General features: G+C 74.3%; 17 protein-coding genes and 1 pseudogene. 8 read left to right on the forward strand and 10 right to left on the reverse strand.

Annotation, left to right across the window (positions count from 1 at the left end; translation table 11 throughout):
- Window positions 1-10: 10 nt before the first annotated feature.
- The 3 genes from HEP81_RS33700 to HEP81_RS33710 form a co-directional block, all read right to left on the reverse strand.
- Window positions 11-1,054 carry an N-acetylglucosamine kinase gene (locus tag HEP81_RS33700; RefSeq protein WP_078967531.1) on the reverse strand — a complete coding sequence of 348 codons (1,044 nt, stop codon included), beginning with the start codon at window positions 1,052-1,054 and terminating at the stop codon, window positions 11-13.
- Window positions 1,051-1,728, reverse strand: coding sequence for a uracil-DNA glycosylase (locus HEP81_RS33705; RefSeq protein WP_037659060.1), 678 nt, complete (start codon window positions 1,726-1,728; stop codon window positions 1,051-1,053). The genes HEP81_RS33700 and HEP81_RS33705 overlap by 4 nt, the downstream gene beginning before the upstream one ends.
- A 165-nt stretch (window positions 1,729-1,893) precedes the next feature.
- Window positions 1,894-2,982 carry a WD40/YVTN/BNR-like repeat-containing protein gene (locus HEP81_RS33710; protein ID WP_243279675.1) on the reverse strand — a complete coding sequence of 363 codons (1,089 nt, stop codon included), beginning with the start codon at window positions 2,980-2,982 and terminating at the stop codon, window positions 1,894-1,896.
- A gap of 281 nt (window positions 2,983-3,263) precedes the next feature.
- Between HEP81_RS33710 and HEP81_RS33715 the strand changes: the two genes are divergently transcribed.
- Window positions 3,264-3,845 (forward strand): Rv1733c family protein, encoded by a 582-nt coding sequence (locus HEP81_RS33715; protein ID WP_037659056.1) that lies wholly within the window; start codon window positions 3,264-3,266, stop codon window positions 3,843-3,845.
- A gap of 146 nt (window positions 3,846-3,991) precedes the next feature.
- A complete protein-coding gene (locus HEP81_RS33720) occupies window positions 3,992-4,624 on the forward strand; it encodes a DUF4352 domain-containing protein (RefSeq protein WP_243279676.1) in 633 nt (210 codons plus the stop codon).
- A gap of 83 nt (window positions 4,625-4,707) precedes the next feature.
- On the opposite strand, the gene HEP81_RS33725 is transcribed toward HEP81_RS33720, so the two are convergent.
- On the reverse strand, window positions 4,708-6,369 hold the full coding sequence (locus HEP81_RS33725) for an acyl-CoA dehydrogenase family protein (protein WP_037659049.1): 1,662 nt from the start codon (window positions 6,367-6,369) through the stop codon (window positions 4,708-4,710).
- A gap of 72 nt (window positions 6,370-6,441) precedes the next feature.
- Between HEP81_RS33725 and HEP81_RS33730 the strand changes: the two genes are divergently transcribed.
- From HEP81_RS33730 to HEP81_RS33740, 3 genes are all read left to right on the forward strand, one after another.
- Window positions 6,442-7,206, forward strand: a complete 765-nt coding sequence (locus HEP81_RS33730) for a PaaX family transcriptional regulator C-terminal domain-containing protein (protein WP_037659047.1) — start codon at window positions 6,442-6,444, stop codon at window positions 7,204-7,206.
- 613 nt (window positions 7,207-7,819) lie between these two features.
- On the forward strand, window positions 7,820-8,341 hold the full coding sequence (locus tag HEP81_RS33735) for a hypothetical protein (RefSeq protein WP_037659044.1): 522 nt from the start codon (window positions 7,820-7,822) through the stop codon (window positions 8,339-8,341).
- A 19-nt stretch (window positions 8,342-8,360) separates the two neighbouring features.
- Window positions 8,361-12,917, forward strand: a complete 4,557-nt coding sequence (locus HEP81_RS33740) for a cation-translocating P-type ATPase (RefSeq protein WP_190276109.1) — start codon at window positions 8,361-8,363, stop codon at window positions 12,915-12,917.
- A 3-nt stretch (window positions 12,918-12,920) separates the two neighbouring features.
- On the opposite strand, the gene HEP81_RS33745 is transcribed toward HEP81_RS33740, so the two are convergent.
- Window positions 12,921-14,000 (reverse strand): NADH:flavin oxidoreductase/NADH oxidase, encoded by a 1,080-nt coding sequence (locus tag HEP81_RS33745; RefSeq protein ID WP_037659317.1) that lies wholly within the window; start codon window positions 13,998-14,000, stop codon window positions 12,921-12,923.
- 138 nt (window positions 14,001-14,138) lie between these two features.
- On the opposite strand from HEP81_RS33745, the gene HEP81_RS33750 reads away from it, so the two are divergent.
- Window positions 14,139-14,495, forward strand: a complete 357-nt coding sequence (locus tag HEP81_RS33750) for an ArsR/SmtB family transcription factor (protein ID WP_037659318.1) — start codon at window positions 14,139-14,141, stop codon at window positions 14,493-14,495.
- Window positions 14,496-14,511: 16 nt separating this feature from the next.
- On the opposite strand, the gene HEP81_RS33755 is transcribed toward HEP81_RS33750, so the two are convergent.
- A complete protein-coding gene (locus tag HEP81_RS33755) occupies window positions 14,512-15,870 on the reverse strand; it encodes an FAD-dependent oxidoreductase (RefSeq protein ID WP_037659322.1) in 1,359 nt (452 codons plus the stop codon).
- A gap of 194 nt (window positions 15,871-16,064) precedes the next feature.
- Between HEP81_RS33755 and HEP81_RS33760 the strand changes: the two genes are divergently transcribed.
- A complete protein-coding gene (locus tag HEP81_RS33760; protein WP_037659453.1) occupies window positions 16,065-16,568 on the forward strand; it encodes a DUF6214 family protein in 504 nt (167 codons plus the stop codon).
- Window positions 16,569-16,718: 150 nt separating this feature from the next.
- Here HEP81_RS33760 and HEP81_RS33765 read toward each other — a convergent pair whose 3' ends face one another.
- From HEP81_RS33765 to HEP81_RS33780, 4 genes and pseudogenes are all read right to left on the reverse strand, one after another.
- Window positions 16,719-17,387, reverse strand: a complete 669-nt coding sequence (locus HEP81_RS33765) for a TetR/AcrR family transcriptional regulator (protein WP_037659324.1) — start codon at window positions 17,385-17,387, stop codon at window positions 16,719-16,721.
- A gap of 156 nt (window positions 17,388-17,543) precedes the next feature.
- Window positions 17,544-18,175, reverse strand: a pseudogene (locus HEP81_RS33770) (HAD family hydrolase).
- Between the two features lie 198 nt (window positions 18,176-18,373).
- Window positions 18,374-19,309: a M56 family metallopeptidase gene (locus HEP81_RS33775; RefSeq protein ID WP_037659455.1), complete on the reverse strand. Its 936-nt coding sequence runs from the start codon at window positions 19,307-19,309 to the stop codon at window positions 18,374-18,376.
- 103 nt (window positions 19,310-19,412) lie between these two features.
- Window positions 19,413-20,378 carry an Lrp/AsnC family transcriptional regulator gene (locus tag HEP81_RS33780; RefSeq protein ID WP_037659326.1) on the reverse strand — a complete coding sequence of 322 codons (966 nt, stop codon included), beginning with the start codon at window positions 20,376-20,378 and terminating at the stop codon, window positions 19,413-19,415.
- 130 nt (window positions 20,379-20,508) lie between these two features.
- Between HEP81_RS33780 and HEP81_RS33785 the strand changes: the two genes are divergently transcribed.
- Window positions 20,509-21,945: an FAD-dependent monooxygenase gene (locus HEP81_RS33785; RefSeq protein WP_037659330.1), complete on the forward strand. Its 1,437-nt coding sequence runs from the start codon at window positions 20,509-20,511 to the stop codon at window positions 21,943-21,945.
- Window positions 21,946-21,956: the final 11 nt, after the last annotated feature.

The following is a 21,956-nucleotide window of genomic DNA, read 5'->3' on the forward strand; positions in this document are numbered from 1 at the left end:
GCGCCGCATGTTACTGGTTTCCCGGATGGTCCTGTTCGGGGAGGGTACAGGTGAGCGGTATCCGTCCGGATTTGTCTGCCCGCTTACGGGTGGCGGCTGTGACGTGCAGCATTGTCGGTTCACCCGGCAGCGTGAGCCGCCCGGCGGCCAGCTCGGTCGCGATCCGTACCGCGCCGTGCAACGGGTCGCCCTCGGGCGGCACCTGGCGGGCATGCGGCAGCCGCCGCGTCAACTCCTCGCGCAGCGGCACGAGCAGCGGATCGCCCATCTTGGACAGGCCACCGGTGAGCGCCACTTCGGGCGTCCCGTCCACCGGGCACACGGCCGCGGCCGAGTCCGCCATGTGTCGCGCCGCGGCGCGCAGGATGTCCGCGGCGACGGGGTCGTCCGCGCTGAGATCGGCCACCCGGGGCGCGAACGAGGCGAGTACGGCGGCCCGGTCGGTCCGCGGATAGAGCAGGCCGGGCAGTTGGCACACCGGTCCGAACTGTTTCTCCGCGCATCTCAGCAGCGCGGCCGAGCCGCCCGCACGGCCGTCGTGGGCCCGCAGCGCCGCCTCCAGACCGGCCCGGCCGATCCAGGCGCCGCCGCCGCAGTCACCCAGCAGATGCCCCCAGCCGTCGGCCCGCCGCCAGCCGGTCAGGTCGGTGCCGATGGCGATCAGACCGGTGCCCGCGGCGAGCACCGCGCCCGGCCGGGAACCGAGGGCTCCTGCATACGCGGTGACGGCGTCGGCGGCGAGCGCGACCCGTCGTACCCCCAGTACGCGGGCGAGGGCGTCCGGCAGTTCGGCGCGCAGGGCGTCGCCCAGGGTGGCGAACCCGGCGGCGCCGACGACGGCCGTGCCCAACTCGTCCACCCCCGCCTCGGTCGCCAACTCCCTGGTCAGCGGAATGAGTTGGGACATCAGGTGGGCCGGGTCGATGCCGCCCGCGCCGGTACGGACCGGCTCCCGGGTCTCCCGCTGTGCCGAGGGGGTCCGCCCCGGCACGCCGACGGCGACCCGGAGGCCGGAGCCGCCGGAGTCCACGGCGAGATACCCGGCGACGGTCACGGCAGACGCCAGTCCACGGGCTGCCCGCCCTGCTGGATCAGCAGGTCGTTGGCCCGGCTGAAGGGGCGCGAGCCGAAGAACCCGCGGTCGGCCGACATCGGCGAGGGGTGCGAGGACTCCACCGCCGGCAGGCTCCCGAGCAGCGGACGCAGATTGCGGGCGTCACGGCCCCACAGGATCGACACCAGCGGCTTGCCGCGCGCCGCGAGCGCCCGGATGGCCTGCTCGGTGACCTCTTCCCAGCCCTTGCCCCGATGGGCGGCCGGGCTGCGCGGCGCGGTGGTCAGCGCCCTGTTCAGCAGCAGGACGCCCTGCTGGGTCCAGGGGGTGAGGTCGCCGTTGGACGGCTGGGGCAGCCCCAGGTCGTTGATCAGCTCGCGGTAGATGTTGATCAGGCTCGGTGGCAGGGGCCGTACCTCGGGAGCGACCGAGAACGACAGGCCCACCGCGTGCCCGGGGGTGGGATAAGGGTCCTGACCGACGATCAGGACCCTTACCTCGTCGAAGGGTTGCTGGAACGCCCGCAGGACATTGCTTCCGGCCGGTAGGTAGGTACGTCCCGCGGCGATCTCCGCGCGCAGGAAGTCGCCCATCTGGGAGATGCGTCCGGCCACGGGTTCCAGGGCCTTCGCCCAGCCCGGTTCGACGATTTCATGCAAGGGTCGTGGTGCCACGGGCGTCACCCTACTGCCGTACGGCCGCCGGTGATCAACCGATGGCCGGAACCCGGCCGGACGCCCCACGCCCCTGGCCCCCTGCAACCCCGCTCTCCCGACACCGCTGCGCCCCCCTCTTCGGTCATGCCTCCCCCACTTCCTTCTCCGGCTCCGGCGCGGCCCTCAGCCGACCAGCGCCGCGCGTACGCACAGGACGTCCGGCAGATGCGCGGCCACCTGCTGCCAGCTGTCGCCGTCGTCGGCCGAGGCGAACACCTCTCCGTTGCGGTTGCCGAAGTACACGCCCGCCGGGTCGGCGTCGTCGGTGCACAGGGCGTCGCGCAGCACCGTGCCGTAGTGGTCCCCGGTCGGCAGGCCCCGGGACCGGGGTTCCCAGGACTTGCCCGCGTCGGCCGTGCGGAAGACCCGGCAGCGGCGGTCGGCGGGGACCCGGTCGCTGTCCGCGTTGATCGGGAAGACGTACGCCGTGTCACCGCGGTGCGGATGGGCGGCGACGGCGAAGCCGAAGGTGGACGGCAGGTCCGCGCCGATGTCGCTCCAGTGCGCCCCCGCGTCGTCGCTGCGGTACACCCCCCAGTGGTTCTGGAGATAGAGCCGGTCCGGGTCGGCCGCGTCCCGGGCGACCTTGTGCACGCACTGGCCGAACTCCGGGTTCGGGTCCGGCAGGAACACCGCGGCCACACCGGAGTTGGACGGCGCCCAGCTCGCCCCGCCGTCGGTGGTGCGGAACACCCCGGCCGTGGAGACGGCCACCGTGAGCGCCGCCTTGTCGCGCGCGTCGGTGAGCACCGTGTGCAGCCCCTCACCGCCGCCGCCCGGCACCCAGCGGGAGCGGGTGGGGTGCTCCCACAGCGGGCGTACCAGCTGGAAGCTCTCGCCGCGGTCCACCGAGCGGTACAGCGCGGCCGGTTCCGTGCCCGCGTACACCACATCGGGTTCGGCGGCGGCCGGGTGCAGCTGCCAGACGCGCTCCAGGGAGGCGCCGGTGTCCTTGGGGAACCTGACGGCCGGCCGGGGCGGTTCGGTCCAGGTGCGGCCGAGGTCGTCGGAGTGGAACACCGACGGTCCCCAGTGCGCGCTGTCGCCCCCCGCGAGCAGCCGCGGACGAGGCCCCCGGGTGTCGATCGCGACCGAATACACCGCCTGCGCGTTGAAGTACGGGCTCTCGTCGAACTCCCACGGGCGCCGGCCCAGCCGCCGTCCGAGGAACAGGCCCTTGCGGGTGCCCACCGCCAGCAGTACCTCGGTCATGCCGATCACCTCCGGGGCGCCATTGCCCAGGGTCGCCATCAGATATCGGCCAGTGTGCACCCCACCACTGACAGTCTCCCCTGGAGCGGCCGTCGCCCCAGCTCAGCGGGGGTGTCTTCGGCTTTCCGCGAGGATCTGCGAGGTCCGTTCCGCGATGCGCCTGCGCGAGGCGGGCCGCTCGTGCGAACGTCGAGGACGGCTTGTCATGAGCAACGGAACGATCCCTCCTCCCGGGGAGGGCGGTCCTGCCGGTCTTTGCGGTCGCGAGGAGGATGCCCTTGATGGCGTTCCGAAGTCCCAAGGTGTGGCTGTGGCGGTGGCGGCGCAATCCGCTCAGGCGCCGGGCGGACGTGGTGGAGGGCTGGGTGGTGCTCGGCGTCGGGCTGCTGACCGTGCTCGCCGGGGTGCTCGCCGGGCTCATGGTGGCCCGGTCGGTGACGCAGGGGCTGGCCCGCGAGCGTGCCGACCGGCGCCCCGCCGTCGCGCATGTCGTCGCCGAGATCCCGGACGCGCACGCCGGGCGTCGGCACATATCCCATGACGCGCGGGGCTGGGCCGAGGTGCGCTGGACGGTGGCCGACGGCTCCGTGCGCACCGGCCGGGTCCGGACGGCGGCCGGCAACCGGGTCGGCACCAGGGTCACCGTCTGGACCGATTCCCGTGGCCACCTCGTCGGCAGCCCCGTCCCGCCCGGCCAGGCCGCCTTCCGCGCCGATCTCGTCGGAACCCTGGCGGGCCTCGGCGCCGCGCTCGTCCCCTTCGCCGGCGGCTTCCTGCTGCGCTCCCGGCTGGAGCGCCGCCGGATGACCGCCTGGGACACGGAATGGGCCCGGCTGGGGCCGCAGTGGGGACGCATGGTCTGAGCCGGCGTCCGTCGGCGAAACGCCAAATCCCCCGGGTTGCCTAGTGGTTGGTCACGATCCGGTGAAGTCTCATTGAATGTTGCAACTTCATGGGATCTTCACCAATCACACACGTGTTCATCACAGCAGCAGCCTCAGGGGGGCACATGAGCCAGCAATACCCGCAGCAGCCCGGTGGAGACGTCCCGCCGCCACCCGGATGGGGCGTCCCCCAGCAGGGCTGGGGCACGCCGCCCCCGCCCCCGCAGCCGCCGAAGAAGTCGAGCACCGGCAAGATCCTCGGCTTCGGCTGCCTCGGTGTCGTCGCGCTCGTCATCGTGATCGGCGTCATCGCGGCCGTGGCGGGTGGTGGCGGCAAGGGCGACGACGGCAAGGCGGACGCCGGCAAGAGCGGCGTCCCGAGCGCAGCGTCCTCGTCGCGGCCGGGCGGTTCCGAGCCGGCGGGGAAGCCGGCGGCCGTGGAGATCACCGCGAAGAAGGCGTCGTTCACCAAGAGCGTCCTCGCCGACGGTGACGCCTACACCAGCGTGTCCGTCACGATCCGCAACAACAGCGGCAAGAAGGTCAGCGTCAACCCGCTCTACTTCACCGTCACGGACACCAACGGCACCAAGCACACGGACGAACTGGGCGTCGACGACAAGCAGATCGACACCGTGGACCTGTCCCCGGGCGAGAACATCTCGGGCACGGTGACCGGCAAGGGCACGTTCACGCCCAAGTACGTGACCTTCACGGAGGACTTGTTCGGGGATCCGGTTCGGGTCGACGTCAAGTGACGTAGTCGAGGGGCCTGGAGGAGCGGGTGGTGGTCGTACGGGCCCGGCCGGAGGCGGGCCGGACCCGTACGGGGTCGCCGGGCTCAGCCGTGGTCGGGCAGGGCCCGTTCCAGGATGGCGTCCAGGTCCGTTCCGGGGGGCAGGGTCCCGAAGGAGTGGCCCCAGTCGCCGGCCAGGCGGGTCGCGCAGAAGGCGTCCGCGACCGGCCGGGGCGCGTGGCGGACCAGGAGGGACGCCTGGAGGGCGAGCGCCATGCGCTCGACCAGGCGGCGGGCGCTGAGCTGGTCGGCCCGGGGCAGCTCGGACCTGAGGGCGGCCACGGCGGAGTCCAGGCGGGCGTCCGCGCCCCCGGCGAGGGCGAGTTCGGCGAACAGGGCGTCGGCGGCGCCCGGTTCGCGGCCGAGGGCGCGCAGCACGTCCAGCGCGTTGACATTGCCCGAGCCCTCCCAGATGGACAGCAGCGGGGCCTCCCGGTAGTGCCGGGGCATGCCGGAGTCCTCCACATACCCGTTGCCGCCCAGGCACTCCAGGGCCTCGGCGGTGAACGCGGGCCCCCGCTTGGTGACCCAGTACTTGCCGACGGCCGTGGCGATCCGCCGGAAGGCGTGCTCCCCGGCGTCCCCGCGCACCGCGCGGTCCGCGGCCCCGGCCAGCCGCAGCGTGAGCGTGGTCGCCGCCTCCGACTCCAGCGCGAGATCCGCCAGCACATTGCGCATCAGCGGCTGTTCGATGAGCCGGGCACCGAACGCGCTCCGGTGGCGGGCGTGATGGCCGGCCTCGACCAGCGTCTTGCGCATCAGCGTCGCCGAGGACATCACGCAGTCCAGACGGGTGCAGTTGACCATCTCGATGATGGTCTTCACACCCCGCCCCTCGGGCCCCACCAGCCACGCCACGGTCCGGTCGAACTCCGGCTCGGACGAGGCGTTGGAACGGTTGCCCAGCTTGTCCTTCAGGCGCTGGATGCGGAAGGTGTTGCGGCTGCCGTCCGGCAGTACGCGCGGCACCAGGAAGCAGGACAGCCCGCCGGGTGCCTGTGCCAGGACGAGGAAGACGTCGGACATCGGCGCCGACGTGAACCACTTGTGCCCGCGCAGTGTGTACACGCCCGGTTCGCCGGTGGGCGTGGCCGTCGTGGTGTTCGTCCGCACGTCCGAGCCGCCCTGCTTCTCGGTCATGCCCATCCCGGCGATCAGGCCGGGCTTCTCGGTCGGCACCCGCAGGCCCGGCTCGTACTCCCGGCTCGTGAGCAACGGTTCGTAGACCTTGGCCAGTTCGGGCTGTGCGCGCAGGGTGGGTACGGCGGCGTACGTCATCGACGTCGGACAGCCGTGCCCCGCCTCGGTGTGCCCCCACACCAACCCGCCCGCGGTACGGGCCACATGGGCGCCGGGCCGTTCGTCTGCCCAAGCCGAACCGGCGAGGCCCGCCCCGACCGCGGCTCGCATCAGATGGTGCCAACCGGGGTGGAAGTCCACCTCGTCGACGCGGTTGCCGTAGCGGTCGTGGGTGCGCAGCACCGGCTCGTTCACGTTCGCCTGCTCGGCCCACTCCTGGGCCTCCGCGCTGCCGGCGTGGGCACCGAGCCGGCGGATCTCCTTCTCGGCCCACCGCGCGCCCTCGCGGCGCAGGCCCTCCAGGAGGGCGGTGTCGTCGGAGGAGTCGTAGGGGGCGAGGGGCGGGGGCTGATTGGTGACGTCGTGGGTCGCGACCGACGGCTGCGTCTCTGTCTGCGTGGAGGCCATACGCGCAATGTTGCGCTTTATCTGCGACTGTAGCAATAGTGCAACATGGAGGCGCACGTAAAGTACGTGCCCATGCGCATGAACGTGTCGACCGGGCCGGAGACGGCCGGCCTGCGGCCCCTGTCCGCCCGGTCGGTCGTGCTGAGCATGCTCCTGGCCGTGCACCCGCCCGAGTTGCCGGTGAAGGACCTCATACGGCTGGTCGAGCCCTTCGGCGTCGGCGGCTCCACGCTGCGGGCCGCGCTGAGCCGGATGGTGGCCGCGGGCGATCTGTGGCGCACGGACGCGGTCTACGGGCTGAGCGACCGGCTGCTGGCCAGGCAGCGCCGCCAGGACGACGCTGTTCACCCCCGTACCCGGGCATGGGACGGTGACTGGGAGATGGTGGTCATCACGGCCACGGGGCGCGGCGCGGCCGAACGCGCCGAGCTGCGCACCCGGTTGACCGCGCTGCGGCTGGCCGAGCTGCGCGAGGGCGTGTGGCTGCGCCCGGCCAACCTCGACCGGCCGCTGCCGGACGGACTCCACCGGGTGGCGGTGACGTACACGGCCCGCCCGGACGAGCCCGCGCACGACCTCGTCGCGCGCCTGTGGCCGCTGTCCGCCTGGGCGAGCACCGCCCAGACCCTGCTCACGACCGCCTCCGACGCCCCCAGCCCCGCCGACCGCCTCACCGCCTTCGCCGCGATCGTCCGCCATCTCCTCGGCGATCCCGTCCTCCCGCCGGCCCTCCTTCCCCCGACCTGGCCGGGCCCCGAACTGCGCACGGCGTACGCCGAGTACCAGCGGGAGGTGGTGGCGTCGGTCGGAGTCGAGGGGAGCGTGCGGGGCTGCTGACCGGGGGCGCGCGGGCCGAGGCGAGCACTGGGGCCGGGGCCGGGGTGGCCGGTCGAGCGGGGAGTCGTGGGGGAGGGGCTGGGGTCGGCCCTGAGGAGGGTGGCGGTCGGGGGTGAGCAGGCGCTGTCGGCGGGGTGAGGTGGGCCGCCGATCGGCCGGGGGCTGCTGGGGACTCCGTCGCCGGGCGCGGCGCCGCCCGCCGCGACCCCTCCCCGGCATCGAGCATGGGCACCGCCTCCCGACCACGCGTCGCCCGTAAGCCGCAAGCCGCACACCCAGCCGCCGGGCCCGCGCGGGAACGCCGCCCGCCGTCGGGCCCGGCCTCGCGGCTGAAGAGACGCGCGCCCGTCGCCGAGCCCCGCCACCGCGGCCTACGGCCCGTCCAAGGCCCCGCTCCACCCCATGCGGAGCAACCCCCGCACCCGCTCTCCACCGGTCCGCCGGGCATCCCGGCCACGACGGCTCGACGCCCCCGGTGACCGGACCGCCCCGCGCCTCACGCCCAGCAGGTGGCGCGCCCGACGTACAGGGCGTTCCCTGGGAGATGGAGGGTGACCGGCACGGTCGCGGGCACTCGGTGGGGGTTGGAGGACGATCTCACCCGAGGAGAGTCATGGCTGAGCACAACGCATCGTCGGCCCTCACGGCGCCCATGCGTGGTGCCGCCTCGGTGCTGCGCAAGGTGCCGGGCGCCACGACGGTGGGCCACGTCGCTGAGGAGGCCCTGGACAAGGTGGGCGCCGTTTCCCCGCGCGGGCGGCGCATCGCGGTGTACGCCGGAGCGGGCGTGCTCGGCGCGGCGGGCGTCGTGGAGTGGCCCGTGGCCCTGACCGGCGCGGCGGTGGCCTGGCTCACCCAGTCCCGGCCCGGCCACCGTGGCGACGGGACCGGCGAGGAACGGGCCGCGGCCCCACATGATCTCGGCACCGCCGCGCTCCGGTCCGGCGCGCAGACGCGTACGCACGGACCCCAGGAGCAACCGCACCGGCATCACGGCGAGGGCGGCCAAGGGCATGGACACGGGCATCGACCCGGACCCGGCCCGGTACCCGCGGACGACACCCAGGACAGCACACCGAAGACGGTGACCGGCCCCTTCGGGCCCACCGCGCGCCCCGACCGCACCACTCGCTGAGGAGAGCCCCTTGCCAGGTATGTTCACCGTGCCGCGGGCCACCCTCCGGCTGCTGCCCGCGGCACCACGCCTGCTTGCCCGCGCCGCCGCGCCCACCGTGGGGGTGGCCGCAGGCGCTGCCGCGGGCACCGCACGGGCCGGCGTGCGCGGCGTGGACGCGGCCCTGCGGGTCGCCCGCGTCGCCCGCAACTCCCTCCCCGGCTCCGACGACCACTGGCGCTCGGGCACCCGCGCCCACCTCGCCCTCCGCCCCGCCACCCCCGAGTCCGCACCCGGCGCGCAGCCCCCACCCCCCGAGCCCTCACCGGGCGGGACCACCGCACCCCCGGCTCCGGGGCCCGCCGCCGGCGCACCCGGCGCGCAGCCCCCGCCCTCCGAGCCCTCGCCCGGCGGGACCACCCCACCCCCACCTCCCGAATCCGCCACCGGCCCCACAGGCGCCCCGCCACCCCCCGCCCCCGACCGCTCGGCCGACGCCACACACCCCGCCCCCGAACCCTCCGCGACCGCGCCCCCGCCTCCCGAACCGCCGCCCAGCACCGAACCCCCGCGCCCCAACCCCACCCCCCACATCGGCCGCCGTATCGCCCGGATCCTCGCCGAGCGTCCCGATGTGCTCTTCGCGTACTGGGACGACGGTCTCGCCCGGCTCGTGGTGAGCGTGACCGAGGAGGAGGCCACCGATTACGTGGTCGAGCACGCCGCGCGGCTCGCCGCACGGCACGGGTTCGAACTGGCCGCCGGGGACGTGGAGGAGACCACCCACCCGGCCGACCCCGCGGGGGTCCGCACCGCCGTGGCCACGTTCGGCGTCGATGTGCTGGGCACCGCCGTCGCGGTCACCGGGTACGCGCTGCGGCTGCCGCCCTCGCCCCGGCTGGTGACCGCCGTGGTGACGCTGCTGCGGGAGAACCCGCGGTTCCGCGCCTGGCTGCGCGCCCGCCTCGGACCCGACCGGATGGACCTGGTGCTGGCCACCGCCAACGCCGCCGCGCACGGCGCCGGGCAGACCCCCGCGTCGCTGCTGCTCGACGGCACCCTGCGCGCCTGCCAGATCGCCGAGACCGTGGCCCGCGCGGCCGCCTTCGACGCGGTGCACGACGACCTGTGCGGCCCCGACCGCGTCAGCCTCGCCCCCGGCGGCGAGTCCCGGCCGCCGCTGCGCGAGTCGCCCGCCCAGGAGTACGCCGCCCACGCCTCGGCCGGCAGTGTGCTGGGCGCCGCGGCCACCCTGCTGGTCAAGCACGACGGTACCGAGGCGGCCGAGGCGGTGCTCGCAGGTTCACCCAAGGCCGCCCGCTACGGTCCCGCCGCCTTCCACGCCGTCCTCAGCGCCGCCCTGTCCCGCACCGGAGTGCTGGTCCGCGACCCGGAGCGGCTGCGCCGCCTTGACATGGCCGGGACCGTCGTCCTGCACGCCGGAGCGCTGCGCGGCGCGGACGGCGAGGCGGATCCGTGGGCCGAACCGGTGCTCGACGCCGCCCGCCGGGCCGGGCTGCGCGTGGTGCTGGTGGACGACCCCGCCCTGGAGGACTTCACCGGCCTCGCCGACCAGGTCGTGGACGCCCGCCGGCCGCTGGACGACGTGGTCTACGAGGCGCGCGGTGAGACACAGACCGTGCTCACGGTCGCCCGGGTGGGCTCGGCCGAGGAGAGCGATGTGCTGGCCGCGCTGCGCGCCAGCGATGTCGCCGTCGCCCTCACCGACCGGGACGGCGCGGTGGTGTGGGGCGCGGACTTGCTGGCCCTGCACGGGTTGCCCGACGTGTGGCGGGTGCTGATCGCGATCCCGGCCGCCCGCGCGGTCGGCGGGCGGTCCCAGACCCTGGCCCGGTCCGGCGCGGCCCTGTCCGGGCTCCTCGTGGCCGTCGGCGAGGCCAAGGGCGGCCGGGGACGGTTCGCCATGCTGCCGGGGCTGCGGCACGCACCCGTCGACGCGGGCGCCGCCCTGGCCCTGCTGTCCGGGATGCGTGCCGCGCTCGGCGTCGCGGTGGCCCGCGCCCCGCACCCCCGACCCCGGGTGCACTGGCACGAACTGGACCCGGACCAGGCCAGGGACCGGCTCGAACACCAACCCGGCGTCGAGAGCACGCCGTTGGGCACGCTGGCCGAGGGGCTGCGCAAGGCTGCCGACGGCGTCTACCGGCATCCGCTCGTCGCCCCGGTGCGCTGGTCCTACGAGCTCGGGCAGGCCGTCCGCGGCGAGTTGCACGACCCGCTCACCCCGGTCCTCGCGGTCGGCTCGGCCGCCTCCGCGATCCTCGGCTCGGCGGTGGACGCCCTGCTCGTGGTCGGCGCCCTCGATCTGAACGCCCTGGTCGGCGGGGTCCAACGGCTGCGCGCCGAGCGGGCGTTGTCCGGTCTGGTCGCGGACCAGAAGCGCAAGGCGCGCGTGGTGCCCGCGGAGGAGGAGGCACCGGCCGGCGGCACCCGCACCGTGGAGGCGGGCAAGCTCACACCGGGCGATGTGATCCAGCTCAAGGGCGACGACGTGGTGCCCGCCGACGCCCGGCTGCTGTGGCAGGAGGGCCTGGAGGTCGACGAGTCCGCGCTGACCGGCGAGTCCCTACCGGTGGAGAAGGACACCGACCCCACCCCGCACGCCCCGGTCGCCGACCGCAGCTGCATGGTCTTCGAGGGCACGACCGTGGTGGCGGGCGAGGCCCGTGCCGTCGTGGTCGACACCGGCGAGCACACCGAGGCCGCCCGCGCCGTGCACCTCGCCGCGCGCACCCCCCCGGCCGCCGGTGTCCAGGCCCGTCTCCAGGAACTCACCCGCAAGGCACTGCCGCTGACCCTGGCGGGCGGCGCCGCGGTGACCGGAATCGCGCTGCTGCGCGGCACCCCGATCCGGGAGGCGGTCAGCGGCGGTGTGGCGGTCGCGGTGGCCGCCGTACCGGAGGGGCTGCCCCTGGTGGCCACCGTCGCCCAGCTGGCCGCGGCCCGCCGGCTCAGCCGCGGCGGCGTCCTGGTACGCACCCCGCGCACCCTGGAGGCGCTCGGCCGGATGGACACCATCTGCTTCGACAAGACCGGCACCCTCACCGAGAACCGGCTGCGCCTGGTGCGGGTCTCCGACGCCGAGGGCACCGTACGCGCCGTGGCCGCCGCCGGGTCCGCGGACACCGTACGGTCGGCCGCCCGGGCCTGCCCCCGATTCAACGGCGGCTCCGAGCGGCCGGTGCACGCCACCGACGAGGCCGTCCTGGACGCGGCCCGCCCCGACCCCGACTGGACGCAGCTCGCCGGGCTGCCCTTCGAGGCCGGCCGCGGCTACGCGGCCGCCGTCGGCCGCACCGGTGACGGCTCCCGCGTCCTGGTGGTCAAGGGCGCCCCCGAGACCGTCCTGCCCGCCTGCACCGGTCTCCCCCCGGGCGCCGCCAACGCGGCTCAGGAGCTGGCCGGTTCGGGACTGCGGGTCCTGGCGGTGGCCGAACGGCGCCTGGACGGCGGGGAGGACGAGTCCGCCGTACTCGAACAGCCGCTCCAGGACCTGGAGTTCAATGGAGTGCTGGCGCTGTCCGACGTACCGCGCGACACCTCCACGGCGCTGGTGAAGGGGCTGCTGGAGGCGGGCGTACGACCCGTCGTGCTCACCGGCGACCATCCGCAGACCGCGCGTGCCATCGCCGCCGAACTGGGCTGGCCGGAGGACACCGTGGTGGTCACCGGCGATGAACTGGCCGCCGCCGACCGGGCGGCGCGGGCGCGGATGCTGCGCGACGCGGGCGTGGTGGCCCGGGTGGCGCCCGAGCAGAAGCTCCAGGTCGTGGAGGCGCTGCGGGACGCGGGCCGGGTGGTCGGCATGGTCGGCGACGGTGCCAACGACGCCGCGGCCATCCGCGCCGCCGACATCGGCGTCGGCATCAGCGCCCGCGGCTCGGCCGCCGCCCGCAACGCCGCCGACATCGTGCTCACCGACGACGACCTCACGGTCCTGATCGACGCGGTCGGCGAGGGCCGCGCCCTGTGGCACAGCGTCGCCGACGCCATCGCCATCCTCATCGGCGGCAACGCGGGCGAGGTCGGCTTCGGTCTGATCGGCACCCTGGTGTCCGGGCGGGCGCCGCTGTCCACCCGGCAGATGCTGATGGTGAACCTGTTCACCGACCTGTTCCCATCGATGGCGGTCGCCGTCACGGAGAAGGAGGGTGAGGCGGACCTCGCCCATGTCGAGGAGGCCGCCGGGGTGTTGGGCGATCCGCTGCTGCGGCAGATCAGGCACCGGGCGCTGACCACCTGTCTGGGCGCGCTCACCGCCTGGCTGATCGGCCGCTTCACCCCGGGCACCGCCCGCCGCTCCAGCACCATGGCCCTGTGCGGGGTGGTCGGCACCCAGCTGGTGCAGACCCTCCTGGACCGGCGCGACAGCCGGCTGGTGCAGATCACCTCACTGGGCTCGGCCGCGGTGCTCGTCGCCGTCGTCCAGACCCCGGTGCTCAGCCGCGCCTTCGGCTGCACCCCGCTCGGGCCGCTGGCCTGGGCCGGCGTGGCCGTCGCCATCGCCCTCGCGCTGGCGGGACAGCGTGCGCTGCCCCGCCTGGAGGAGACGGTCGTACGACTGCTGCCGGCCTGAGGCTCACACCGAACGCAGATACTGCTCCGGCACCCGTACGTCGCCGCCCAGCTCCCGGGCGGTGTGCCGGGCCCAGGAGGGGTCGCGCAGCAGCTCGCGGCCGAGCAGGACGGCGTCGGCCTCGCCGTTCGCCACGATCTTCTGGGCCTGCTCGGCCTCGGTGATCAGACCGACGGCCGCGACCGGAAGGCCGGTCTCGGTCTTCACCCGGGCGGCGAACGGGACCTGATAGCCGGGCCCGACCGGGATGTGCACGCCGGAGACGTTGCCGCCGGTGGAGACGTCGAGGAGGTCCACGCCATGGGTGCGCAGATCGCGGGCCAGGCGGACGGTGTCGTCCGCGGTCCAACCGCCCTCCTCCAGCCAGTCGGTGGCCGAGACCCGGAAGAACAGCGGCTTGTCCGCGGGCCACTCCTCCCGGACGGCGTCCACGATCTCCAGCGCGAAGCGGACGCGGTTCTCGTACGAGCCGCCGTAGGCGTCGGTGCGGTGGTTGGAGTGCGGGGAGAGGAACTCATGGACCAGATAGCCATGGGCGCCGTGGATCTCCACGACCTCGAAGCCCGCCGCCAGCGCCCGGCGCGCGGCCTCCTTGAACTGCCCGGCGATCTCCTTGATCTGATCCGCCGTCAACTCGCTGGGTACCGGGTGGCCTTCGGCGAAGGGCAGCGGGCTCGGGGCGAGGGGCTGCCAGCCATGGCCCTCCGGACCGATCGGCGCGCCGCCCTTCCAGGGCCGCTCGGTCGAGGCCTTGCGTCCGCTGTGTGCCAGCTGCACAGCGGGCACCGTGCCCTGGGCGGAGAGGAAGCGGGTGATCCGGCGGAACGCCTCCACCTGGGTGTCGTTCCACAGGCCGAGGTCGTAGGGGGAGATCCGGCCCTCCGGGGAGACCGCGGTGGCCTCGACCACGATCAGACCGGTGCCGCCGGTGGCCCGCGCCCCGTAGTGCGCGAAGTGCCAGTCGTTCGGGGCGCCGGTGAGCGGCCCCGCGGGCTCGGCCGAGTACTGGCACATCGGGGGCATCCACACCCGGTTGGGGATGGTCACCTCGCGCAGGGTGACGGGCTCGAACAGCACGCTCACGACAGAATCCCTTCGTCACGGACCGCAGGTCTACTTGTACGATAGACCTCGTAGTACGAGGGATGTCAAACTACGATGCCTCTCGTACAATGCGGGAACGTAAAGGTTCCATGACTCCAGCGACGAAGGTGGGCCGCCGTGACCGAGACCGCCGCCCCCGGGCGGGTGCTGCCGCACCCCGACCGGACGGAGATCCGACTGGAGGGCGTGCTGCACGCGCTGTCCGATCCGGTGAGGCTGCACATCGTCCGCGAACTCGCCACGGCCGCCGACGAGTTGTCCTGCTCGCGCTTCGACCTGCCGGTCACCAAGTCCACCACCACGCACCACTTCCGGGTGCTGCGCGAGAGCGGCGTCATCCGGCAGTGCTACCGGGGCACGGCCAAGCTGAGCGGCCTGCGCCGGGACGACCTGGACGACCTCTTCCCCGGCCTGCTCGACGCCCTCCTCACCGCCGCCGACGGCCAGTACGCCCGCCTGGGCGACGACGTCTGAGTACGCGGGCCGGGGGTTACGGCCGGGGCTGCGAAGGGGGTTGCGACGACCGCGCCACCGCCAGCAGGGTGTCCCAGTCCGCGAGCTTGACCACACCCCGGCCCAGACGCGCGCCCAGCTCGGCCTCCGCCCGCTCGATCGCCAGCCAGCCGTCCCAGACCACCGGCTCGATCCCGGCCGCCAGCAGCGCGGGGACCGCGTCCTCGGGCACATCGGAGCGCGCCGGCTCGGAGGCGTCCGCGAGGAGCGAGGCCACCGTCTCCTTGGCGCAGGGCCGGTTGGTGCCGATCACACCCGACGGACCACGCTTGATCCACCCGGCGACGTACTCCCCGGGCGAGGCCACGCCGTCGCGCACCACCCGCCCCGCCAGGTGCGGGACCGTGCCGCTCGCCTCGTCGAACGGCAGCCCCTCCAGCGGTACCCCCCGATAGCCCACCGAGCGCAGCACCAGCTGCGCGGGCACCTCCTCGTACCGCCCCGTCCCCGTCACCCCGCCCCGCCCGTCCGGCGCCGTGCGCTCGAAGCGGACCGCGCCCACCCGGCCGCCGTCCGCGAGCAGCTCCACGGGACGCAGGAAGAAGCGCAGCCGGATATGGCGGTCGATCCCCGAAGGAGGCTGCTCCGCCCAGCCGCGCAGCACCTCCAGATTGCGCCGCTGCACCGCGGGCAGCGTCTCGGGGCCGGCCGGATCGAGCGCCAGGTCACCCGGTTCCACGAGGACCTGGGTGCCGGGCAGGGTGCCGAGCTCCCGCAGCTCCTTGGTGGTGAAACGGGCCTGCGCGGGACCGCGCCGCGCCACCATCCGCACCTCGCCGACCCCGCTCTCCGCCAGCGTGTCCAGCGCCCCCTGCGGCATGTCGGTCGGGCGCAGCTCGGCCGCGCCCCGCATCAGCATCCGGGTGACGTCCACCGCCACGTTCCCCGCGCCGATCACCACCGCCGAGCGCACGTCCCGCAGGAAACCCGCGTCGGCCGCGTCCGGGTGCGCGCTGTACCAGGCCACGAACTCGGTCGCCGACCAGCAGCCCGGCAGTTCCTCGCCGGGAATGCCGAGGTGGCGGTCGGTGGCGGCGCCCACGCAGTACACCACCGCGTCGTACAGCCCCCGGAGCACCTTCACCGGCACCCCGCCGGGGCCGCCCACCCGCACCCCGCCGAGGAAGCGCACCCGCTCGTGCTCCAGCACCGTACGCAGGCTCGCCTGGAGCGACTTGATCTTCTCGTGGTCCGGGGCGACGCCGTACCGGACGAGGCCGTACGGGCACGGCAGCCGGTCCAGCACGTCCACGCGCACCTCGGGGTCCTGCTGGACGAGCTGCTGGGCGGTGTAACACCCGCTCGGTCCGGATCCGACGACGGCGACTCGCAGCACGGCGGTACTCCTGACGGCTGAAGGAGAGTGCGCGGACAACTCCAGAGTCCCACCGCGGAGCCCCCGAGGGCAGAGCCCGCCGGGTGACGCGGGCGCGTGTCCCACCGTATGGAGGGTGCGCGCGCGGATACGTTGCGTAGGTGCTCGAAGCATCCTTTCTTGATCTTTCCGAGCGGAACGCGGAGGACGGCGCGCTGTCCGTGTGGCCCGCGTGGGAGGTGCGCGGGCACGGCGGCACCCTGTCCTGGCTGTACGTCCGGCTGGACTTCCCCGACGGCGCCGGGGTGGACGCGCTGGCCGTCGTGAGCGACGGGGGCAGCGTCTGCGTCGAGGAGATCCGCGCCCACCCCGCGCTCTCCCTGGACGACCTCGCCGTCCTCGCGGACTGGATCGAGGAGCCGCTCCTTGAGGCGTTCTGGGCGGGGGAGCGGGCCGCGGGCCGCTCCCCGATCCCGGTGGCGCACCCCGACGACCCCGGCGTCTCGCGCGCGGCCCGGCGCCGCGCCCGCCCGGCCTGGCCGCGCGGCGCCGAGGGCCGGCTGCTGCTCGCCCGGGAGTACCGCGCGGCACAGGAGGCGGGCGCGGACCCGGTGCTCGCCGTGATGCGGGCGACCGGCCACGGCCGCCGGCGCTCCCTCGGCCTGATCGCCCGGGCCAGGGACGCGGGCCTGCTGACACCGAGGCACGCTCGCCGGTAACTGCCGTCCCGGGTCCGCTCGCTCCCTCGGGGCGCTGTGGCGGACTACGGCGGTCGCGGCATCCGGCGCGTCTGCTGACACTGAGGCACGCTCGCCGACAAGAGCCGATTCCCGGGACCGCTACAACCCCTCCGCGCGATTCCGGGACCGCTACGACCCCTCCGTGCGCTCCCCGGTCGCGAAGAACCGGGACAGATCGCGCTCCGCGGCCCCGCACCCCGCGTCCCGCTCCGGCGGCACCCCCAGCTCCCAGTCCAGCCCGTAGCGCTGGAACAACTCGGCACGCAGCGCCGGAACGGGCATGGGCACGCCCGGGACCAGGGCCGCGTACACCGCGCCCATCAGCTGGGCCCGCAGCATCGGATAGCCGGCCGTCACATCCGCGGAGCCGTACCGGGCGACGGTGTCGCCGAGCAGCTCCGACAGCCGCCGCTGCTCCGGGCACTCCACGAAGCCCTCGGCCTGGAGCAGCCCCGCCATGTGCTGGCGCATCAGCACCGGCCGGTCGCGGGCCAGCCCCAGGATCGCGTCGACGGCACGGGCCAGCCGCTCCCGGCCGTCCTCGCTGCGCGGCTCCCGCTCCAGTGCCTCCTCCAGCGTGCGGTGCATCAGCCGGTGCACGGCGGACTGCACCAGATGGCGCTTGCCCGGGAAGTAGTACGACACCAGGCCGCGGGCGGAACCGGCGCGGTCCGCGATGTCGCCGAGCGTCGTGGCCTCGAAGCCGCGCTCGTCCACCAGCTCCACGGCGGCCTGGAGCAGCCGCTCCCGGGAACGCCTTCGCAACTCTTCATTGACCGAGGCGCTGCGCGGGGACATGCTGGACTCCTGCGTTGACTGGCTGCCAGCCAACTATACTCAACGCATCCGGAACCCATGGGTCCGGTCGGAGCTGCCGTCTGCCGGGGTGACACGGGGGATCACCCCGGCGGACGGTCCGCGTCCGTCGGACACCGGGAAACCGGTCAGGAAAGGTCAGGCCGGGTCCGAGGCGAGGTCCGGGACCAGGTCGAGAACCGGCAGCAGCGCGTTCGGACGCTCGGCGGCCGGCAGAGGGTCCACGAGGTGCACCCGGCAGCCGAGCGCCGCCGCGCCCCCGTCCGCCTCCCGGCTGTCGCCGACCATCAGCGTCCGCCGGGGATCGGCACCGAGCGCCGCGCAGGCGACCGAGAACAGCCGCGGGGTCCGGCTTCTGCGCCCCGTGCTCGTACGACAGCGCATACGCGTCCACGAACGGGTCGAGGCCGTGCGCGCGGAAGACCGGACACGGGTCCCAGCCGATGTCGCTGACCACCGCCACGCCGATCCCGCGCTCGTGCAGGGCGCGCAGCACCTGCCGGGCGTCCGGGTAGGGGGTCCAAGCGGCGGGGGACATGTGCCGTGCGTAGAGCGCGTCGGGCAGATCCGGATCGGGCAGCGGCACCCGCCGGGACATCCCGGTGTACGCCGCCCGGCAGTGCCCCGACAGCCTCCAACGCCCATGCCGCTTCCTTCAGTTCGGGCTCGGGAAGGTCCCGTCCGGTCTCCTCCAGCACCGCACGCAGCCAGGACTCGGTGGACTCGACGCGGAACAGCGTCCCGGAGAAGTCGAACAGCACGGCAGTCATGGCGTCGGACTCTATCGGGGCTCGCTCGTGGCGGAGTTGAGCGGTGCTCCGGCGAGGCGGGGGCCGCGTTCGGCCGAGCATCCGCAGCACCGGCACCGGCACCGGCACCAGCTCCGGCGCCGCCCCGTCGACAATCATGCGGTCGGACCCACTCGCAGGAAAGTTGAGCCGTGCCCGGCCGAGGACGGCGGACCACGTTCAGCCCAGCGCCCGCAGGCCCGGTACCAGGGTCAGCAGGACCGGGAGTGCCGGGACCAGCGCGGCGACCGCGGTGAGTCGCAGTCGGTGCAGGGCCGGGAGTCGGTCGGGTGGGGTGAGCAGCCGGTCCACCCGCTGGGGCACATGCGCCTCGGGGGTCGGGCTGGGCCCGAACACGCCCCGCTCCTCGTTGAGTTCGACCAGTGCGAGCGCAGTCGTCAGCCTGCCGAAGCGCCGGGAGGCCGTGTCGTCGGCGGCCAGCTCCACCAGCCGGTGCATCTCGTCCCGGAACGCGGCGAACACCGGCACCTGGGGGAACCCGTCCGCGAGCGCCGCCGAGCAGTGCAGCAGCCAGTCGTGCCGCGCCTGCGCGTGCCCCTTCTCATGGGCAAGCAGCGCGTCCAGCTGACGCTCCTTCAGGCGGTTCAACGCGGCGGTGGTGACGACCAGTCGAGGCGTCGCACCGGCCAGCCACCAGGCGTCGGGGCGCCTGTCCTCCAGCACCACCAGCCGCCCCGCTCCCGGCTCCTCACCCGGCAACAGCGGTGCGCGCAGCCGGAGTTCGGCCCGCTGTGCCCGCCGTCGCGCGCCGGATCGTACGACCTCCCGCACCAGCATGGCCGCGCTCCACAGCCCGGCGCAGGCCAGCAGTACGGCGGTGGCGGCCGCCCAGGGGCTCGCGGTGCCGAGGGCGTACGCGTCCACGACCGCGCGCGGCGCCCGCGCGAACACCTGCCCGCGCACCGGCGCCCAGGCCGCGGCGGCGCTCAGCGTCATCGAGAGCGCGCAGCACAGCAGCACGGCCGCCACCACGCACTGCCATGCCCACAGCGCGACGACCGGTTCGCGGTCCGGCCAGTCGGCGCGGGCCAGCAGCCGCGGACCGAGGACGGCGGTGAGAGCGCCGAGCAGTAAAAGGGCCACCGGGACCATCATGGGCAGCACCCTATGAGCGCGGGGCCGCCCGGCGGTACGGTCCGTCGCCCCGAAGTGACGCAGACAACGCGTCCCGGCCGCCCGTCCCGTCGTACCGCCGGCGCTATATCCGGTTGGCCGCCTGCTTGACGGTCCTGATCACCGGTGCCGTCTCCAGATGGGTGATGGCGGGGAGCGCGGCGATACGGGTGGTCAGGTACCGGTACAGCTCCCGTTGGTTCGCGCAGACCACGCTCGCGTACAGATTGGTCGGGCCGGTCGTGGCAGCGGCGAACGCGATCTCCGGGTGTCCGGCCAGCGCCCGGCCGGCCTCCTCCAGGTGGGCGGGGGCCACCGAGAGCCAGAGCAGGGTCCGGGCGTTCCCGCCGAACACGCGCCAGTCGACGTCGAGGTCCAGATAGAGCACGCCGTGCTCGCGCAGCTCCGTCATCCGGCGCCGTACCGTCGTCGGTGACCAGCCGGTCGCCGCGGCCAGCTGCTCGAACCCGGCCCGGCCGTCGGTGGCGAGCAGCGCGAGGAGCTTGCGGTCACCGTCGTCCAGCCGTACCGGCCCCGGTCGGTGCGGCAGCGGCGGCGGGCGCAGTCGCTCGATCGCCGCCGTGTCCAACCACCCGAGTTTTCCGACCAGGTTGTCGGGGCCGCCGTAGAAGGCGTGCAGCACGGAGTGCGCGGTCACGCCCTCCACACGTGGGGTGCGGGGGAGTTTGGCCAGCAGTAGCGCCTCGCTGTCCGCCTCGCTCTCGGTCCGCACCACGCAAGTGATCTCGGTGCCACCGGAGTTGAGGCTCACCCAGGAGGTGTCGGGGCGTGCGGCCAGCGCCTCGGCGACCGGGAGCGCCGCGGTGGGCGCACAGCGCACCCGCAGGAACCACAGGACGGCGCCCAGCGCGGTGGGGTCGAACCCGCCGAGCACCCTGATCGCCCCGGCCGACCGCAACCGGGCGTAGCGGCGGGCGACGGTGCGGTCCGAGACGCCGAGGGCCTCGGCGATCGTGCTGAACGGGGCACGCCCGTCGATCTGGAGAGCGTGCACGAGCCGACGGTCCAGCTCGTCGTAGTCGGATTCCACCGGTTCAAGGCTAGTCGGTGTCGGATCTCGGCACGATCGAGCCGGTTTCTGGTCCGGGCGGCCCGATCGGCGGAGCGTTGCCGCTGTCCCGATCGGCACAGACAGATTCGATACAGACGAAGGAGTGTCCGTGGACACCGATGTGCTCATCGTCGGCGCCGGCCCGACCGGCATGACGCTGGCCAACGAGCTGCTGCTGGCAGGGGTTTCGACCGTGCTGGCCGACAGGCTCGCGCAGCGCAGCGACCTGTCCAGGGCGGGCGGCGTGCAGTCCCGCACCCTGGAGGCGCTCGACCAGCGAGGGTTACTGGAGCCCCTGCTGGCCACCGGCGATCACCCCGTCACCACCGGCCACTTCGCCGGTATCCCGCTCCCGCTCCAGACCGAACGGCACTGTCTGCCCTGGCGGTCCGTGCCGCAGGTGGTGATCGAGGAATTCTTCGAGCGGCATCTCGCCGCGCACGGCCTGCACGCCCGCAGGGGCCATGAACTGGTCGGCCTCGCCCAGGACGAGGACGGGGTCACCGCCGCCTTCGCCGACGGCACCGCCCTGCGCTCCCGCTACCTCGTCGCGGCCGACGGCGCCCACAGCACCGTACGGTCGCTGCTGCGGGCCGAATTCCCCGGTGAGCCGGGCACGTTGACGATCATCGCCGCCGATGTGCGGCTGGGCGGCTCCGACCCGTCCACCGCGCACACCTGGAGCGAGGACGGGCACTGGGCGGCGCTGTTCCCGCTCGGCACCGATCCGCGGGGCAGGCAGTTGCGGCGACTGGTCCTCGGCGGGCCGGGCCGGTCGCTGCCGAGGGAGGTCCCGGTCACCGAGGACGAGATCCGCGACGGTCTGCGCACCGTGTTCGGCACGCGGGTCGAGCTGCTCGAACTGCGTTACGCGCGCCGTATCACCAACACCTCACGGCAGGTCGAGCAGTACCGGCACGGGCGGGTGTTCCTGGCGGGCGATGCCGCCCATGTCCACCTTCCGCTCGGCGCGCAGGGCATGAACACCGGGATGCAGGACGCGTTCAACCTCGGCTGGAAGCTCGGCGCCGCCGTGCACGGCTGGGCGCCGGGGTATCTGCTCGACACGTATCACGCGGAACGGCATCCGGCCGGGGCCGCCGTCCTGCGCAACGTCCGGGCGCAGAGCCTGCTGATGGACTGGGCCGGCACCCGCGATCCGGAGGTGCTGGCCGCCCGGGAGATCTTCACGGCCATGGCTCAACTCCCGGCGGCCCAGGGTTATCTGGGCGACCTGATGTCCGGGATGGCCGTCCGCTACCCGATGCCCGGCACCACGTCCCATCCGTTCGTCGGCCGTCCCGCACCGGACCTGGACCTCGGCCCGGACCGGGTGCATGAACTGCTGCGCTCCGGGCGCGGCGTCCTGCTGGACCCGGCCGACCGGTTCGCCGAGGCCGCCGGTCCCTGGGCGGACCGGGTCGACCGGGCGGGCAAGGGCGCCGGCGTCGAACCGATGCTCATCCGGCCGGACGGCTATGTCTGCTGGGCGGGCGCGGACGATCCGGCAGCGGCGCTCCGCCACTGGTTCGGCGAGCCCCGCTGAGCAGGCCGGCC

This window comes from Streptomyces griseofuscus, from assembly GCF_014673495.1.
GTDB classification, from domain to species: Bacteria; Actinomycetota; Actinomycetes; order Streptomycetales; family Streptomycetaceae; genus Streptomyces; species Streptomyces murinus.